Raw genomic sequence first — 15,199 nt, 5'->3', positions numbered from 1 at the left:
CCTTGAAGGCCCTGTTGCGCGGCCCACTAGCCTTTCGCGCCGCCTCCTGCAAGGGTGACCATTATCCCGCTTGCGTCCATTTCCGGCCTTCCCGGCGAAAGAAGCGGCATTGCCACCCCTCGCGGGTTTTCAGCAGGCGCCATGTTTCGCGCGCGGCCACGCGTTCGGCCTCGCCAAAGACCAGCAGGACGCGGTCGAAATCCCCCTCGCCCGGCTCGCGCCAGACGCCATCGGCCAGAGCCAGAAACCGCGCGCCATTGGCCGGGGCCACATCAGGCGCGATCAAGATGGGCTGGCGCGCATCATGGTCGCCCCCGGCAACGCCATTGGCCAGAAACCGCTCCGGCCCGGCGCTCCACAAGGCCTGCGAGATCCGCTCCCGCGCCCCCGCCTCGCCCGCCACCACCAGCAGACGGCCGCCCGTCTCCAGCACCTTGCCCGCAAGCGGGGCAAGGGCCAGTTCCGGGCCGCCGGATTCCAGCAGGTAGAAGTCGGCCTGCATTTAGGCTTCGGTGTCGCGGACCAGAGCGTCGAGCAGGCGCACGCCAAAGCCGGTCGCACCCTTGTCCCATGTCGCGCCCGGCTTGTCGGTCCACACCGTGCCCGCGATGTCGAGATGCGCCCAAGGGGTGCCCTTGTCGATATAGCGCGCGAGAAACTGGGCCGCCGTGATCGAGCCACCGAAACGCCCGCCCACATTCTTCATGTCGGCAATCGGGCTGTCGATCATCTTGTCATAGACCGCGCCCATCGGCATCCGCCACAGCTTGTCGCCAGTGGCCGCGCCCGCCTTGGTCAGATCGGCCGAGAGCGCATCGTCATTCGAGAACAGCCCGGCATATTCATGCGCAAGGCTCATGATGATCGCGCCGGTCAGCGTGGCCAGATCGACGATCTTGGCAGGCTTATACTCGCGCTGAACAAAGGTGAGCGCGTCGCACAGCACAAGGCGGCCTTCGGCATCGGTGTTGATGACCTCGATGGTCTGGCCCGACATGGATGTGACCACATCACCGGGACGCTGGGCATTGCCGTCGGGCATGTTTTCAACCAGCCCCAGAACGCCCACGACATTGGCCTTGGCCTTGCGCCGGGCCAGCGTCAGCATCGCGCCCGACACCGCGCCTGCGCCGCCCATGTCCCACTTCATGTCCTCCATGCCCGCGCCGGGCTTGAGGCTGATGCCGCCGGTGTCAAAGGTCACGCCCTTGCCGACAAAGGCCAGCGGGGCCGCGCCCGCCTCGCCCCCGCGCCAGTCCAGCACCACCATCCGGGGCGGCCGCGCCGAACCCTGCGCCACACCCAGCAGCGAACCCATGCCCAGCGCGCGCATCTCTTTTTCGTCCAGCACGCGGATGTCGACGCCCGTCCCGGCGAAGCGCTGACGGATGCGCTCCACAAAGCTTTCGGGATAAAGCACATTAGCCGGTTCAGTCACCAGCTCGCGGGTGAATTCGACGCCCTCGGCAATGGCGGTGGCGGCGTCCCATGCGGCCTGCCCGCCGTCGGCGGCATTCATCACCACGATTTCCTCAAGGCTGGCCTTTTCATCATCCTTGAGCGTGGTGCGGTACGAATCCTGTTTCCACAGGCGCAAACGCAGCGCCAGCAAGACCGAGGCCAGTTCATCGGCCCCCAGACCCGCGCCATCCAGCAAAAGCTGCGCCGCGCCAGAGGTGCGATACTTGGCCGCCAGCGCGCCGCCCGCCTTTTCCAGCGCGGCGCGGCGATCGTCGCCATCGCTTTCGCCAAGGCCCACCAGCGCCAGACGGCTGACCACGCCATCGACATCGGCAAAGCCTTCGAACAATTGCCCCGTGCGCCCCGCAAAGCGCGCCGCCCGCGCGCCCGCCGCGATCACGGCGGGCAAACCTTCGTCCCATCCCTCGCCGCCCACGAAACGGGCGACCGGCGCAAGGACAGAAGCGGGCGGGTTGGCGAGGAATGTGACGATCATGGTAACTCCTTGCAGGCCGGACGAGCGGCCCGTTCAAAAGCATTGGGCAAAAATCGCGATGCGGTGGACCGATGCCAATCTCATCGCCTTCATGGATTGCAGTTAGGCATCCCCTCTGCGATAGGCAAGCCATGCCTGCGTTGATTGGGCCTCTTGCGCCCCTTACCAAACCGAACCTTTCCATTGTCCTGCGCCAGATGGCGCCATGGGCGGCGCTCTGCGTTGCGCTGGCCGCCGATCCGGCATGGGCGGCCGCGATGCGCGATGACGCAGTCGGGGGCGGCGCGTCTGCCGAGGCGGCGGGCCCTGCGTCCGATCTGCCCCTGCGCACGCGCCATGACGAGGACAAGATCGACTTTGCCGCCGATCAGGTCGATTATGACGACACCAATGATGTCGTCGTGGCCACCGGCAATGTATTCCTGCGGCGCGGCGAACAGACGGTGCGCGCCAACACGGTGCGATGGAATCGCAAGACCGGCCAGATCATGGCGCAGGGCCAGCTTCGCGTAGTCGATGCCAATGGCAATGAATTGCTCACCGACCAGATGGAGCTGAGCGAGGATTTAAGCGTTGGGCTGACGCATAACATGCTGATGCTGATGCGCGAGGGCGGGCGTCTGGCGGCCAATGAAGGGCGGCGCGATTCCAACGGCCATTTCGTGCTTACTCAGGCGGCCTATACGGGCTGCGATGTGGTGGACAGCAAGGGGTGCGAGAAAAAGCCGATCTGGAAGGTGACGGCGCGCCACGTCGAATATGATCCCGACAAGAAGATCGTGCGCTTCAAAGGCGCGCGCCTGTCGCTGTTCGGGGCCTCGATCGTGCCGCTGCCCAGCTTGCAGGTGGCCACCGATGGACGCCCCCTGCCCGGCTTTCTGGTGCCCGATTTCCGCACATCGGCGGCCAACGGGTTTGAATTTTCCAGCACCTATTATGCCCGCCTTGCCAATAACAAGGATCTGGCCATCACCGGCTATGCCTTTACCAAGGCCAATCCGATGGCAAAGGTGCATTACCGCCAGTTGGGCGATACCGGCGCGTTTCAGATCACCGGATACCTGACCCGTTCGGCGGCCACCGACGTTTCGGGCCTGACCACCCAGCAGAAATGGCGCGGCTATTTCGACGCCAACGGCAAATATCAGCTTTCCGAAAACTGGAGCCTCGATTTCTCGGGCCGGTTTGCTTCTGACCGCACGTTCCTGCGCCGCTATTACATCTCGTCGGATGATACATTGCGCTCGAACATCAATCTGGAACGTATTGGCCAAACGTCGTATTTTTCGCTTTCGGGCTGGGCGTTCCAGACCCTGCGCGCCACCGGCACGCAAGGGCAGGTGCCGCTGGCCGTGCCGATGATCGACTATCGGCGGCGGTTCAACGAGAATGTGCTGGGCGGCAAGATCGAACTGCGCGTCAACACGCTGGCCATCACCCGCAGCGCCGGACAGGACATGCAGCGCGCCTTTGCCAGCGCGGAATGGAACCTGCGCAAGATGACGCCCATGGGCCAGATCATCACGCTGACCGCGCTGGGCCGAGGCGATGTCTATCATTCGAGCGACAATCTGCTGACCAGCACCGCGATCTATCGCGGCACGGCCGGATGGCAGGGCCGCGCCACGGCAACGGCCGCCGTGGACATCACATGGCCGCTGGTCGGCCCGCTGTTTGGCGGCACGCAGGTGCTGACGCCCCATGTGCAGGTGGTGGCCGCCCCGCCCACGCGCAACATGGCCATCCCCAACGAGGATGCGCGCGCCATCGAACTCGAAGACGTCAACCTCTTCGCGCTCAACCGTTTTCCCGGCTATGACCGGATCGAGGATGGCAACCGCGTCACCTATGGCATGGAATGGCGGCTGGAGCGGCCAAGCTGGCGCATCAACGCCAATGTCGGGCAATCCTATCGCCTCAGCAGCGAGCCGACGCTGTTGCCGCAGGGCACGGGCCTTTCGGATCGCATGTCCGACATCGTCGGGCGCACCGAAATCCGCTATCGCGATTTCTTCAAGATTACCCACCGCTATCGGCTGGATCACGACAGTTTCGTGTTCCGCCGCAACGAAGTGGACGCAGCGCTGGGCAGCGACACGACCTATCTGGAGGTCGGCTATGCACGCCTGAACCGCAATATCACCACCAGTCAGGAAGATCTGGTGGACAGCAACGAATTGCGCACGGCGGGACGAATCGCCTTTGCCAAATTCTGGTCGGTGTTCGGGTCGGGCGTGTTCGACCTTTCAGACAAGAGCCTGCTGGCCAACACCAGCACCGCCTCGTTCCAGCCCTTGCGCACAAGGCTGGGCGTTTCGTTTCAGACCGACTGCTTTCAGTTCGATCTGAACTGGCGGCGCGACTATGTGACGATTGGTGACGCTGTGCGCGGCAGCAGCTTTGAATTGCGCTTTTCGCTGCGCAATCTGGGTTTCCGGTAAACGACTTCAAGCATCTGTTGGCAGGGCCAGACAAAGGCGCTATCGCCTGCGCCGAAGCAAGGCCGACTGCCCGCAAATACGGCCGGATCGCTGCTGGCTCAGCCGGGGTTAAGCCCGGATGGTTCAGATGCAGGGCGACAAGAACAGGATCGAGCGCAAGATTATGGTGGTGACGAAAAAGGCAGGATCTGGGTCGGCTGTGGCGCGCGCAAGGACGGCGGCCCGGATGGGGGCGCTCGTCGGCCTGTCTCTGGCGCTGGCCGCACAAGGTTTTGCGCAAGCTCCCGCGCGCACCAAGGCCCCTGCGGCAGCCGCCAAGACGCCCGCCGCCAAAGCGCCCGCGGCAAAGCCCGCCGAAGCGGCAGCGCCAACGGCCAGCGATCCTTTCGGCATTGGCCAGAATGTGACCATGCTGGGCAAGGATAATCCCAATCTGCGCCGCGCCACCGCCATCGTGAATGGCGATATCATCACCGGCACCGATGTGAATCAGCGTCTGGCGCTGATTCTGGCGGCCAATGGCGGCAAGGTCGCGCCTGAGGAAGTCGAACGTCTGCGCGCGCAGGTGCTGCGCAACCTGATCGACGAAACCTTGCAGATTCAGGAATCGAAGAACGCCGACATCAAGATCGACGAGGGCGAGGTCGATGGCACCTATGCCCGCGTCGCGCAGGAAAATTTCAAGCAGGAACCGGCCGCGCTCGACGCCTATCTGGCGCGCATCGGCTCTTCGCCCAATTCGTTGAAGCGCCAGATCCGGGGCGAAATGGCCTGGAACCGCGTGCTGCGCCGCAATGTTCAGCCTTTCGTCAATGTCAGCCAGCAGGAAGTCAAAGAACTGCTGGAGCGGATGAAGGCCTCGAAGGGCACCGAGGAATATCGCCTGGGTGAAATCTACCTCTCGGCCACGCCCGACAGCCGGGGCATCGTGGCCGAAAACGCCCAGCGCATCATGAGCCAGTTGAAGGAAGGCGGCAGCTTTGCCGCCTATGCCCGCCAATATTCCGAAGCCTCGACCAAGGCGGTGGGCGGCGATCTGGGCTGGATCCGGCTGGCGCAACTGCCCACCGAACTGGCCGCCTCCGCGCGCGAGATGCAGACCGGCCAGTTGGTCGGCCCGATCGAAATGCGCGGCGGTTTCTCGATCCTCTATCTGATCGACAAGCGTCAGGTGCTGACCGCCGATCCGCGCGATGCGGTTCTGGCGCTCAAGCAGATCACGCTGGCCCTGCCCGCCAATATTGCCGAGGCCGAAGCCAATAAGAAGATCGACGAGTTTTCCACCGCGATCAAATCGGCCAAGGGCTGCGGCGGCGTTGATGCGGTTGCGGGCAAGCTGGGCGCGCAGGTCGTGGCCAATGACCAGATCCGCGCGCGCGATCTGCCCGCCCCGCTTCAGCAGTCGCTGCTGGCGCTCAGCCTTGGCGAAACCACGCCGCCGTTTGGTTCGGTGCAGGAAGGCATCCGCATGCTGATGCTGTGTGGCCGCGACGATCCCAAGGCGGCCAGCGGTCCCTCGTTCGAGGAACTGATGTCGCAAATGGAAGAAGACCGCGTCAACAAGCGCGCTCAAATGTATATGCGCGACCTTCGCCGCGACGCGATCATCGAGTATAACTAAGGACAAGAACCGTGGCCCAAGCAATCCTTCCATTGGCCGTTTCGCTGGGCGATCCGGCCGGTGTGGGGCCGGAACTGATCGCGGCGGCATGGTTTGCCCGCCGCGTTCATGCCCTGCCCGCCTTTTGCGCGGTGGGGGGCGCGGGTTTGCTGGCGTCGGCGGCGCGGGCGCGGGGGCTGGACATTCCGGTCGAACGTGTCGGCTCGATGGAGGAAGCGGCGCTGGTCTATGATCGCGCTCTGCCCGTCATCGGCGATTTCGATGGCGAATACCGCCCCGGTGCGCCGGATCGCGAGGGCGCGGTGCTGGCGCTGGAAAGCCTGACGCAGGCCACCGCTCTGGCCGTGTCGGGTCAAGCGGGCGCGCTGATGACCGGGCCGATTGCCAAATCGCGGCTGGCCGAAGTGGGCTTTGATTATCCGGGGCAAACCGAATTCGTGGCCGCCGCGGCAGGCGTTGAGACCGAGGATGCGGTGATGATGCTGGCTGGCCCCAATCTGCGCACGGTGCCGCTAACAGTCCATGTCGCGCTCTCGGCCGTGCCGGGGCTGATTACGCAAGACCTGATCCTGCGCCGGGCGCGGGTGGTGGCGCGCGCGCTGGAGCGTGATTTCGGGCTGGCCCACCCACGCATCGCGATTGCCGCGCTCAACCCCCATGCGGGCGAAGATGGGCGCTTTGGCGACGAGGACCAGCGCATCGTGGCCCCCGCCATCGAACAATTGTGCGCCGAGGGCATCAACGCCAGCGGCCCCCATGCCGCCGATGGCCTGTTTGCCGCACGGGGGCGGGCGGGGTTTGATGTGGCCATCTGCATGTATCACGATCAGGCGCTGATCCCGTTGAAAGCGCTGGATTTTGACCATGGCGTCAACATCACGCTGGGCCTGCCGATCATCCGCTCCTCGCCCGATCATGGCACGGCCTTCCCGATCGCGGGCAAGGGGCAGGCCAATGTCGGCGCCACGGTTTCGGCGCTGCGCCTTGCCGCCGATTGCGCGCGCAGCCGCGCGGCCCTATTGGCCGCATAATGAGCGATTCCGATTTACCGAGGCCTGACCTGCCCCCCCTGCGCGAGGTTATCAACGCGCACGGCCTCTTCGCCAGCAAGGCGCTGGGCCAGAACTTCCTGTTCGACGAGCAATTGCTCTCGCGCATCGCGGCCATCCCCGGACGGCTGAAGGACCAGAATGTGCTGGAGGTCGGCCCCGGCCCCGGCGGCCTGACGCGCGCGCTGCTGCGCGCAGGGGCGAAGGTCACGGCCATCGAGATGGACAAGCGCTGCATGGCGCCGCTGAGCGAGCTGGCCGAGGCGTTTCCGGGGCAATTGACGGTGATCGAGGGCGATGCGCTCAAGATCGACCACGCCAACCTGTTTGATGGTGAGCCTTATGCGATCCTGGCCAACCTGCCCTATAATGTCGGCACGGCGCTGTTCACAGGCTGGCTGTCGGGTGAGGCTTGGCCACCGCGCTGGACTTCGCTGACGTTGATGTTTCAACAGGAAGTGGCCGAGCGGATCGTGGCGTCATCGGGCAGCGATGCTTTCGGGCGTCTGGCCGTGCTCAGCCAATGGCGCGCCGCCCCCAAGATCGCGATGAAGGTGCATCGCAGCGCCTTTACCCCGCCGCCCAAGGTGATGAGCGCGATCATCCATGTCAAACCCGGCGATATGCCCGAAGGCGTCTCGGCCCGGATGCTGGAGCGCGTGACCGAGGCCGCCTTTGGCCAGCGGCGCAAGATGCTGCGGCAGAGCCTGAAAGGTCTGCCCGGTGCGCTGGAGGCATTGGAGACATTGGGCATCGACCCGGCCCGCCGCGCCGAAACGCTGTCCGTGGCCGAATTCGTCAGCATCGCCAAAATTCTGAGCGCCTGAAGAAAACCCCCGGAGCATCGGCCCCGGGGGTTTCTTGCATCAGACCGTTTCGAGTTGCCGCGCCGCCTGCTTCTTCTTCAGGCGCCATGCGTGCAGCAAAGGTTCGGTATAGCCGCTGGGCTGCTCCACCCCGTTGAACACCAGATCGCAGGCCGCGCGAAAGGCATAGCTTTCCTCCCAGCGACCGGCCATCGGCTCATAGAGCGGATCGCCCGCGTTCTGGGCATCAACCTTGGCGGCCATACGCTTCAACGAATCCATGACCTGCTCGCCCGTGGCCACGCCATGCAGCAGCCAATTGGCCATATGCTGGCTGGAAATACGCAGCGTGGCGCGATCTTCCATCAGGCCGACATCGTTGATGTCGGGAACCTTGGAGCAGCCGACCCCCTGATCGATCCAGCGCACGACATAGCCGAGCAGGCCTTGCGCATTATTGTCCAGTTCCTCGGCTACATCCTCGGCCGAGAAATTAGTGCCCAGCGCCAGCGGGATCGTCAGCAAAGGCTCCAGACCCGGCACCGGTTGTTCGGCAATCTCGCGCTGGCGGGCGAAAACATCCAGCCCGTGATAATGCGTGGCATGCAGCGTGGCCGCCGTGGGCGAGGGCACCCATGCAGTGTTGGCCCCGGCGCGCGGATGGCCGATCTTCTGCTCCAGCATGTCGCGCATCCGGTCGGGTGCGGCCCACATGCCCTTGCCGATCTGCGCCTTGCCCGACAGGCCGCTGGCAAGGCCGATGCCGACATTGCGCGCCTCATAGGCCGAAATCCATGGCGAGGCCTTGATGGCATTCTTGCGGATGACCGGGCCAGCCTGCATCGAGGTGTGGATTTCATCGCCGGTGCGGTCAAGGAACCCGGTGTTGATGAAAACGATCCGCTCCTTCACCGCTTCGATACAGGCGGCCAGATTCACGCTCGTCCGGCGCTCCTCGTCCATCACGCCGACCTTGATCGTGTGGCGCGCAAGGCCCAGCAGATCCTCAACCGCGTTGAACAGGTCGTTGGTGAAGGCAACTTCCTCCGGCCCATGCATCTTGGGCTTGACGATATAGATGCTGCCCGTCCGGCTGTTGCGATGGCGGCCCGTGCCGTTCAGATCCTGCATCGCAATCGCGCTGGTGATGACGGCATCCATCACGCCCTCGGGGATCTCGCGGCCATCGGCCAGCAGGATCGCTGGATTGGTCATCAGATGGCCGACATTGCGGATGAAGAGCAGGCTGCGCCCCGGCAGGGTCAGAGAACCGCCATCCAGCGCCGTCCATTCCCGATCCGCCGCCAGTTCACGGTGCAGGATCTTGCCGCCCTTTTCAAAGCTTTCGGTCAGATCGCCGCGCATCAGGCCCAGCCAGTTGGCATAGGCGGCGATCTTGTCCTCGGCATCGACGGCCGCGATCGAATCCTCAAGGTCGCAGATCGTGGTCAGCGCCGATTCGAGGATGATGTCGCTGATCCCCGCCTTGTCGGTCGCGCCAATGACATGGGTGTGGTCGATCACGATCTCGATATGCAGGCCATTGTTGACCAGCAACAGAGCGCCCTTGTGACCATCGCCGCGGCGGGCGACCAGTTGCTCGGGGCGAGCCAGCGCGGGCAGAGCGCGTTCGGGGCTGATGCCATCCCAATCGGCCCACGAACCCTCGGCCAGAGGAACTGCCGAATCGAGGAAGGCGCGCCCCGCCGCGATCACCGCCGAGCCGCGTTCAACGTCATAGCCGCCCTTCCTGGCCGCCGGAGCATCGAGCGCATCGGTGCCGTAATAGGCGTCATACAGGCTGCCCCAGCGCGCATTGGCGGCATTGAGCAGGAAGCGGGCGTTGAGAACCGGCACGACCAGTTGCGGCCCGGCCATCGTCGCGATTTCCGCGTCCACATTGCGCGTGGTGATGGCAAAGGGCGCCGGTTCGGGCACGATATAGCCGATGGCGCGCAGGAAGCCCTCATATTCGGGCATGTCCACGGCCACCTTGCCGCGCGCACGGTGCCAGCCATCGATGGCGGCCTGCAACTCATCACGGCGGGCCAGCAGCGCGCGGTTGCGCGGCGCATATTCGCCCAGCAACGCGGCAAAACTCGACCAGAAGCGCGATGCATCCAGCCCCAACGGCGGCAAAACCCGATTTTCGACGAAAAGGGCCAGTTCGCCATCAACCTGAAGGCCAGCCCGGTCCTGATACTTGCTCATCATCACTCACCCTCATCCAAGGTGCCGCGCAAGCAAATGCCTGAGCGACATAAAGGCATGCGCGTTAAACGCATGGCATACATGGACTCCGGGGAGGAGAGACAGATAGACTTATGACCGATGCCGCCGCCTTTGGCAACCGGCTTGTCAAACCGAGCGCGTTTTCGCACGCCCTGCGGGTTTTATCCTAAGGCTGGGCCCCAAATGTCCCAAAGACGGACATTTATTGGTTAACACCATTTTTACCACTCTTGCACCTCATAGGGGTTATGCCAGAGTGGAGCCACAGGCCGACACGGACATTCGCAGGATTGTGAACGGCACAGCAGAGGTTTGGCTTATGTGGCAAAAATTCGCCCGTCTTTTCGTCATCAAGACTCGCCCTGAGGCGTTTCTGGTTATTTTCGCGCTGGCCAATGGCGCGGTTCAGCGCGGACAGGTCTATCTGGGCCAATATCCAGGTTTCGGCGGCAAGCTGCTGTTTCTGGCCTGCACCGGATCGGTGTTCATGGCGGGCGCCAAGATCCTCGACTGCATCAAGCATGAAGCGGCCAAGGCCGAGCCGGAAACCGCGAAAGCCTAAACCTCTCTGAACTCTCCCTGCGCCAATCCATCCAGCGACCATTCCCCCACGCGCCAGCGCACCAGACGCAAGGTCGGGTGCCCCACGGCGGCGGTCATGCGGCGAACCTGACGGTTGCGTCCTTCGTGAATGGTCAGCGAAATCCAGCAATCAGGCACCGTTTTGCGAAACCGCACCGGCGGATCGCGCGGCCACAGGTCGGGCGCGTCAATCCGCTCGGCCTTGGCGGGCAAGGTCATGCCGTCTTTGAGCCGCACGCCGCGCCGCAGAGCCTCGAGCGCCGCCTCGTCCGGCTCACCTTCCACCTGCACCAGATAGGTCTTGGGCGCCTTGTAGCGCGGATCTGTGATCCGCGCCTGAAGCCGCCCATCGTCGGTCAGCAGCAGCAGGCCCTCGCTGTCGTGATCCAGCCTGCCCGCCGGATAGACGCCGGGGCGGTTGATAAAATCGGCCAAGGTCGGGCGCGGCGGGCCATTGGGTTCGGGAGTGAACTGGCACAATACGCCAAAGGGTTTGTTGAAGAGAATCAGGGTCATCAGTCCTCCTCCTCAAAACCAAGGCTGCCTTGATTGATGAGCGCGGCGAGCAAGGCCAGAGCCTCCTCGCTCGGAGATCCGCTCCATTCGTTCCCTGCGCACAGGTCGCGCGCCAGTTGGGCGGCCTCGCCCCGGCATTCACGGCACACGCCATCGACGAAGAACAACACCCCCTCGCCCGCCGCGATAAAGGCGAAGCGATGCGCGGGGTTGCGATGCAGCCCATGCCCCTCGCCCAGCATCGCGGCGACCTCTTCAGCCTCCATCTGCTCCTCAGGGCGCCAGTCTGTTTCGGCATATTTGGACAGGCTGTTATAATGGCCAAACCAGCGGGCAAAGGCATCGCGATCCGCCAGCGAGGCCAGCACCATGCCATGCAGGCGATCAAGCGCCTCGGCCGTGATCTCGCCGGGATGCGCCTGCAGGCTCAGGTCCGGGTCGCCATAGCGGTCATCCTCGGCCATGGCGTCAACCTGATGCGCGGTCCATGCCTCGGCCAATTCGGCGCGCGAGGGGGCGCGAAAACCCACCGAATAGGTCATGCAATCATCGCCCACGGCCACGCCATCATGGGCAAAGCCGGGCGGAACATAGAGGATATCGCCCGGTTCCAGCACCCAATCGCCGGTCGCCTCGAAATCCTCGATCAGACGCAGATCCTCATGCGGGATCAGCGGGGTTTGCGCATCGCATACCGGCCCAACGCGCCAGCGGCGGCGGCCAAGACCCTGAATCAAAAACACATCATATTGATCGAAATGCGGCCCCACGCCCCCGCCGTCATTGGCATAGGACACCATCACATCGTCGATCCGCCAATCCGGCACGAAACGAAACGGCTCGATCAGCGCGGCCACGTCGGGCACATAATGGTCAACCGCCTGCACCAGCAGCGTCCACGGCTCCTTGCCCAGCGTGCCAAAGCGTTCCTCGGCAAAGGGGCCTCGTTCCAGCGCCAATTTGCCGCCGCCCTGCTTGCCGCCACTCGTAATCAGACGCGATTCGACGCCCTCCTCGCAGGCAAGGCCCGCCAGTTCATCCGGCTCAAGCGGATTGGCCCAAGCCTTCCAAGGGTTGCGGATCAGCAGCGGGCGCTTTTGCCAATGGGCGTTGAGAAAGGCGGCGACATCGAATTGGGCGAATTGCATCGCGCGCTCATGCGCTTTCGCGCGCGGTCTGTCAAAATGTAGGGGAGATAGGTGGGGTGGTTCTGTTGCTAGGCCCACCCCGGGCCCCCGAATTCCCTTCTGTTACCCGGTGGGTTCAACCGTGTTCTAGGTTTGTAACTTCAGCCCGTTAAGGCCTAGAATTACGCAGCCAGAGCAAGTGCTTCGTTGTCGTTGGCACTTATGAGTTTTGAGCCTTTTACAGGTTACTCAGCCCGGGCAAAAACAGCGCTTTTCAACACACGTCGATCCTAGTTCGGCCCCATCAACACCCTCGCGACAACGAGGCCCCGAAACAGGTTCGGGTAGTGATGGTGGAGCCGCCGGGTACCGCCCCCGGGTCCGCTGCATCTATTGCACGCCGCAATTTATCACCATAGCCGGTCGAAACCGGCGAGGGGTGATATAGGGGTAATTTTGCAAAAGAAAAGGGGGCCGCCCGGATTTCCCCAGCAGCCCCCTTGGTCATGATCGCAGGTCTTAGCGCGCCTGTTTCAACGAGCCTGTTTTAACGAGCCTTCAGGGCATCGCGGATTTCGGCCAACAGTTCGACCTCGGTGGGGCCTGTGGGCGCGACCGGGGCCTCGGGGGCGACGGGCTTGGCGGTGGCCTTGTTTGCGCCTTTGACGATCAGGAAGATCACGAAGGCCATGATAAGGAAATTGATGATCGCGGTGACAAAGCTGCCATAGCCCAGCATCGCCACGCCCGCCTTTTTCAGCGCGGCATAATCGGTGGGCGATCCGGTATAACTGGCGGGAATATCGCCCAGCAGGACGAATTTGGACGAGAAATCGATGCCGCCCGTGACCTTGCCGATCACCGGCATCAACACATCATCGGTCAAGGAGGAAACGATCTTGCCGAAAGCGCCGCCGATGATCACACCGACCGCCAGATCCAGCACATTGCCGCGCGCGATAAAGGTCTTGAATTCCTGAAGCATGATGCCCCTTCCCTCTTTTGCCTGACCCAGAATTGCCACAGGGCGATGTTAACCACAACCGCCTATCAGTCCCTTATGCCTGCGCGTTAAACCTGATGCCTTGCACTTTGCCCCAAGCGGTGGTTAGCCGACAAGATGTTGCAACGGAGCCTTTGATGACCAAGGAAAAGATCGTCCAGACCTGGCGCGAGAGCGAAGAGCAGGTGGTCTGGCAAGGCCGGTTCATCGCGACCAAGCAGCGCGGCAACTGGGAATATGTCAGCCGCGCGCGCAACATCCGCGCCGCCGTCATTCTGGCCATCGACGAGGCGGATCACGTCCTGCTGGTCGAACAATATCGCGTGCCGTTAAAGCGCACCTGCCTCGAATTACCCGCCGGCTTGGTGGGCGATTCTGACGACAATGCCGATGAAGTGGCTACCGATGCCGCCCGGCGCGAGCTGATCGAGGAAACCGGCTATGACGCGGCGCGCATGGAGGTGGTGGGCGAATTCTACTCCTCACCCGGCATGGTGACCGAGAGCTTTACCCTGCTGCGCGCCCATGGCTTGACGAAGGTCGGCCCCGGCGGCGGGGTGGATGACGAAGAGATCATCACCCACCGCGTGGCCCTTGCCGACATCGGCGCATTTGTCGCCGCGCGCCGCGCCGAGGGCATGGCGATTGACGTGAAACTGTTGATGCTGCTCGCGCCTCAGATTATTGCGCGGGGGTGAAATCGACCGTGTGGCCCAATGGCCTCTGGACAAGTGATAGCAAAGAGGGCCAAGACCGCCGCCATGGGGGAAGATGATCGCCACAAAACCGCAAAGCTTCATTCGACCGACGAGGCCGAAACGCTGATCGACGCCTCCAAGGCAAAGAAGCGTTATCGCGTCACCTCCTTCGATGTAGCCGCCGAGGCGGGCGTCAGCCAGTCCACGGTCAGCCGCGCGCTGGCGGGCGACCCGGTGGTCAGCGAGGCGACCCGCGCGCGCGTGGCCGCTGCCGCCGCCAAGCTGAACTATCATGTGGACGAGAATGCCGCCCGCCTGCGCACGGGCCGGACGGGCACTCTGGCCGTGGTGGTGATCTGCCGCCCGGATGAAGATATCAAGAACTTCAACCCCTTCCACTTCGCGCTTCTGGGCAGCGTTTGCGCGGCGGCCTCGCGGCGGCGGCATGAAACGATCGTATCGTTTCAGGGCGCGTCCGACCACTTGTGGGGCCTGTATCAGGAACAGCGCAAGGCCGACGGCTTGATCGTCATCGGCACCAGCGAGAATTGGGATGCGTGGGATTACTTCCACTCCATCGCCGCCGAGGGCGCGCATCTGGTCTGTTGGGGCAGCCCGCATGAGGATCTCGACTGGGTGCGGTCGGACAATATCGGCGGGGCGCGGATGGCGACCCAGCATCTGATCGATTCGGGCTATCGCAACATCGTTTGCATCGCCTCGGAAACCTCGGCCCAGCGCCAGTTCAAGGAGCGCTATGAAGGCTATGCCGAATTGCTGCGCGAACAGGGGATGGAGCCGCGCCTGATCACCTTTGAGGAGGGGATGAGCCGCGATGAACAGGGGCGCCGCGCGGCGGTGGAACTGATCCGTTCGGGCGTGCCTTTCGATGCGATCTTTGCCTGCTGTGACGAAATGGCGCTGGGCGCGCTGCGCGTGCTGCGCGAACAGGGGATTTCAGTGCCCGAACAGGTCGGCCTGATCGGCTTTGACGGCATTCGTGCGGGCGCGCATTCGGCCCCGCCCCTCTCCTCGGTCGAGCCGGATTTCCAAACGGCTGGCGAGGTGCTGGTGGACCGGTTGCTGTCCGTGATCGCGGGCACGCCGGGCGAAAAGAAGCGCGTTCCGGTGCGCTTGCTGCCGAGGGGCAGCAGCCGGAGATAAGAG

13 protein-coding genes and 1 other RNA gene are annotated in these 15,199 nt (G+C 63.6%); 7 read left to right on the top strand and 7 right to left on the bottom strand.

Features of this window, described 5'->3' with window-relative positions; all coding sequences use genetic code 11:
• Positions 1 to 61 precede the first annotated feature (61 nt).
• Together GGR38_RS19100 and GGR38_RS19095 are read right to left on the bottom strand one after the other, a co-directional pair.
• Positions 62 to 502: a DNA polymerase III subunit chi gene (locus GGR38_RS19100; protein WP_183627743.1), complete on the bottom strand. Its 441-nt coding sequence runs from the start codon at positions 500 to 502 to the stop codon at positions 62 to 64.
• Positions 503 to 1,957 carry a leucyl aminopeptidase gene (locus GGR38_RS19095; RefSeq protein ID WP_183627742.1) on the bottom strand — a complete coding sequence of 485 codons (1,455 nt, stop codon included), beginning with the start codon at positions 1,955 to 1,957 and terminating at the stop codon, positions 503 to 505.
• Between the two features lie 131 nt (positions 1,958 to 2,088).
• Between GGR38_RS19095 and GGR38_RS19090 the strand changes: the two genes are divergently transcribed.
• The 4 genes from GGR38_RS19090 (at position 2,089) to rsmA (ending at position 7,895) form a co-directional block, all read left to right on the top strand.
• On the top strand, positions 2,089 to 4,398 hold the full coding sequence (locus tag GGR38_RS19090; RefSeq protein ID WP_183627741.1) for an LPS-assembly protein LptD: 2,310 nt from the start codon (positions 2,089 to 2,091) through the stop codon (positions 4,396 to 4,398).
• Positions 4,399 to 4,516: 118 nt separating this feature from the next.
• The gene (locus GGR38_RS19085; protein ID WP_246405029.1) at positions 4,517 to 6,019 is read left to right on the top strand and encodes a peptidylprolyl isomerase; all 1,503 of its coding nucleotides are present in this window, start codon (positions 4,517 to 4,519) and stop codon (positions 6,017 to 6,019) included.
• 11 nt (positions 6,020 to 6,030) lie between these two features.
• On the top strand, positions 6,031 to 7,050 hold the full coding sequence (gene pdxA / locus GGR38_RS19080) for a 4-hydroxythreonine-4-phosphate dehydrogenase PdxA (RefSeq protein ID WP_183627740.1): 1,020 nt from the start codon (positions 6,031 to 6,033) through the stop codon (positions 7,048 to 7,050).
• Entirely contained in the window at positions 7,050 to 7,895 is an 846-nt protein-coding gene (rsmA, locus tag GGR38_RS19075) for a 16S rRNA (adenine(1518)-N(6)/adenine(1519)-N(6))-dimethyltransferase RsmA (RefSeq protein ID WP_183627739.1), read from the top strand. Before pdxA ends, rsmA begins: the two co-directional genes overlap by 1 nt.
• A 39-nt stretch (positions 7,896 to 7,934) precedes the next feature.
• Here rsmA and GGR38_RS19070 read toward each other — a convergent pair whose 3' ends face one another.
• Positions 7,935 to 10,085, bottom strand: coding sequence for a malate synthase G (locus GGR38_RS19070; protein WP_183627844.1), 2,151 nt, complete (start codon positions 10,083 to 10,085; stop codon positions 7,935 to 7,937).
• A gap of 340 nt (positions 10,086 to 10,425) precedes the next feature.
• Here GGR38_RS19070 and GGR38_RS19065 point away from each other — a divergent pair, with 340 nt between their 5' ends.
• The gene (locus tag GGR38_RS19065; protein WP_183627738.1) at positions 10,426 to 10,668 is read left to right on the top strand and encodes a hypothetical protein; all 243 of its coding nucleotides are present in this window, start codon (positions 10,426 to 10,428) and stop codon (positions 10,666 to 10,668) included.
• On the opposite strand, the gene GGR38_RS19060 is transcribed toward GGR38_RS19065, so the two are convergent.
• The 4 genes from GGR38_RS19060 to mscL all read right to left on the bottom strand — a co-directional run bounded on the left by GGR38_RS19060 (position 10,665) and on the right by mscL (position 13,316).
• Entirely contained in the window at positions 10,665 to 11,204 is a 540-nt protein-coding gene (locus tag GGR38_RS19060) for an rRNA large subunit pseudouridine synthase E (protein WP_183627737.1), read from the bottom strand. The two genes, GGR38_RS19065 and GGR38_RS19060, sit on opposite strands and share 4 nt — an antisense overlap.
• On the bottom strand, positions 11,204 to 12,352 hold the full coding sequence (locus tag GGR38_RS19055; RefSeq protein WP_183627736.1) for a cupin domain-containing protein: 1,149 nt from the start codon (positions 12,350 to 12,352) through the stop codon (positions 11,204 to 11,206). Before GGR38_RS19055 ends, GGR38_RS19060 begins: the two co-directional genes overlap by 1 nt.
• 88 nt (positions 12,353 to 12,440) lie before the next feature.
• Positions 12,441 to 12,804: a transfer-messenger RNA gene (gene ssrA, locus GGR38_RS19050) on the bottom strand.
• 74 nt (positions 12,805 to 12,878) lie between these two features.
• Positions 12,879 to 13,316, bottom strand: coding sequence for a large conductance mechanosensitive channel protein MscL (mscL, locus tag GGR38_RS19045; RefSeq protein ID WP_183627735.1), 438 nt, complete (start codon positions 13,314 to 13,316; stop codon positions 12,879 to 12,881).
• A gap of 155 nt (positions 13,317 to 13,471) precedes the next feature.
• Between mscL and GGR38_RS19040 the strand changes: the two genes are divergently transcribed.
• Positions 13,472 to 14,032, top strand: coding sequence for an NUDIX hydrolase (locus GGR38_RS19040; protein ID WP_183627734.1), 561 nt, complete (start codon positions 13,472 to 13,474; stop codon positions 14,030 to 14,032).
• A 63-nt stretch (positions 14,033 to 14,095) separates the two neighbouring features.
• Positions 14,096 to 15,196: a substrate-binding domain-containing protein gene (locus tag GGR38_RS19035; protein ID WP_183627733.1), complete on the top strand. Its 1,101-nt coding sequence runs from the start codon at positions 14,096 to 14,098 to the stop codon at positions 15,194 to 15,196.
• Positions 15,197 to 15,199: the final 3 nt, after the last annotated feature.

The sequence above is a fragment of the Novosphingobium sediminicola genome (assembly GCF_014196525.1).
In the GTDB taxonomy this organism is placed as follows: domain Bacteria; phylum Pseudomonadota; class Alphaproteobacteria; order Sphingomonadales; family Sphingomonadaceae; genus Novosphingobium; species Novosphingobium sediminicola.
Note: the sequence above shows the minus strand (reverse complement) of the source record. Positions and strands in the feature narration are given on the sequence as shown.

What these genes read in the sequence shown, in the direction of transcription:
- GGR38_RS19100 (WP_183627743.1), bottom strand. Translation starts at nt 502, where the DNA reads ATGCAGGCCGACTTCTACCTGCTGGAATCCGGCGGCCCGGAACTGGCC.
- GGR38_RS19095 (WP_183627742.1), bottom strand. Translation starts at nt 1,957, where the DNA reads ATGATCGTCACATTCCTCGCCAACCCGCCCGCTTCTGTCCTTGCGCCG.
- GGR38_RS19090 (WP_183627741.1), top strand. Translation starts at nt 2,089, where the DNA reads ATGCCTGCGTTGATTGGGCCTCTTGCGCCCCTTACCAAACCGAACCTT.
- GGR38_RS19085 (WP_246405029.1), top strand. Translation starts at nt 4,517, where the DNA reads ATGGTTCAGATGCAGGGCGACAAGAACAGGATCGAGCGCAAGATTATG.
- rsmA (WP_183627739.1), top strand. Translation starts at nt 7,050, where the DNA reads ATGAGCGATTCCGATTTACCGAGGCCTGACCTGCCCCCCCTGCGCGAG.
- GGR38_RS19070 (WP_183627844.1), bottom strand. Translation starts at nt 10,085, where the DNA reads ATGAGCAAGTATCAGGACCGGGCTGGCCTTCAGGTTGATGGCGAACTG.
- GGR38_RS19065 (WP_183627738.1), top strand. Translation starts at nt 10,426, where the DNA reads ATGTGGCAAAAATTCGCCCGTCTTTTCGTCATCAAGACTCGCCCTGAG.
- GGR38_RS19060 (WP_183627737.1), bottom strand. Translation starts at nt 11,204, where the DNA reads ATGACCCTGATTCTCTTCAACAAACCCTTTGGCGTATTGTGCCAGTTC.
- GGR38_RS19055 (WP_183627736.1), bottom strand. Translation starts at nt 12,352, where the DNA reads ATGCAATTCGCCCAATTCGATGTCGCCGCCTTTCTCAACGCCCATTGG.
- mscL (WP_183627735.1), bottom strand. Translation starts at nt 13,316, where the DNA reads ATGCTTCAGGAATTCAAGACCTTTATCGCGCGCGGCAATGTGCTGGAT.
- GGR38_RS19040 (WP_183627734.1), top strand. Translation starts at nt 13,472, where the DNA reads ATGACCAAGGAAAAGATCGTCCAGACCTGGCGCGAGAGCGAAGAGCAG.
- GGR38_RS19035 (WP_183627733.1), top strand. Translation starts at nt 14,096, where the DNA reads ATGGGGGAAGATGATCGCCACAAAACCGCAAAGCTTCATTCGACCGAC.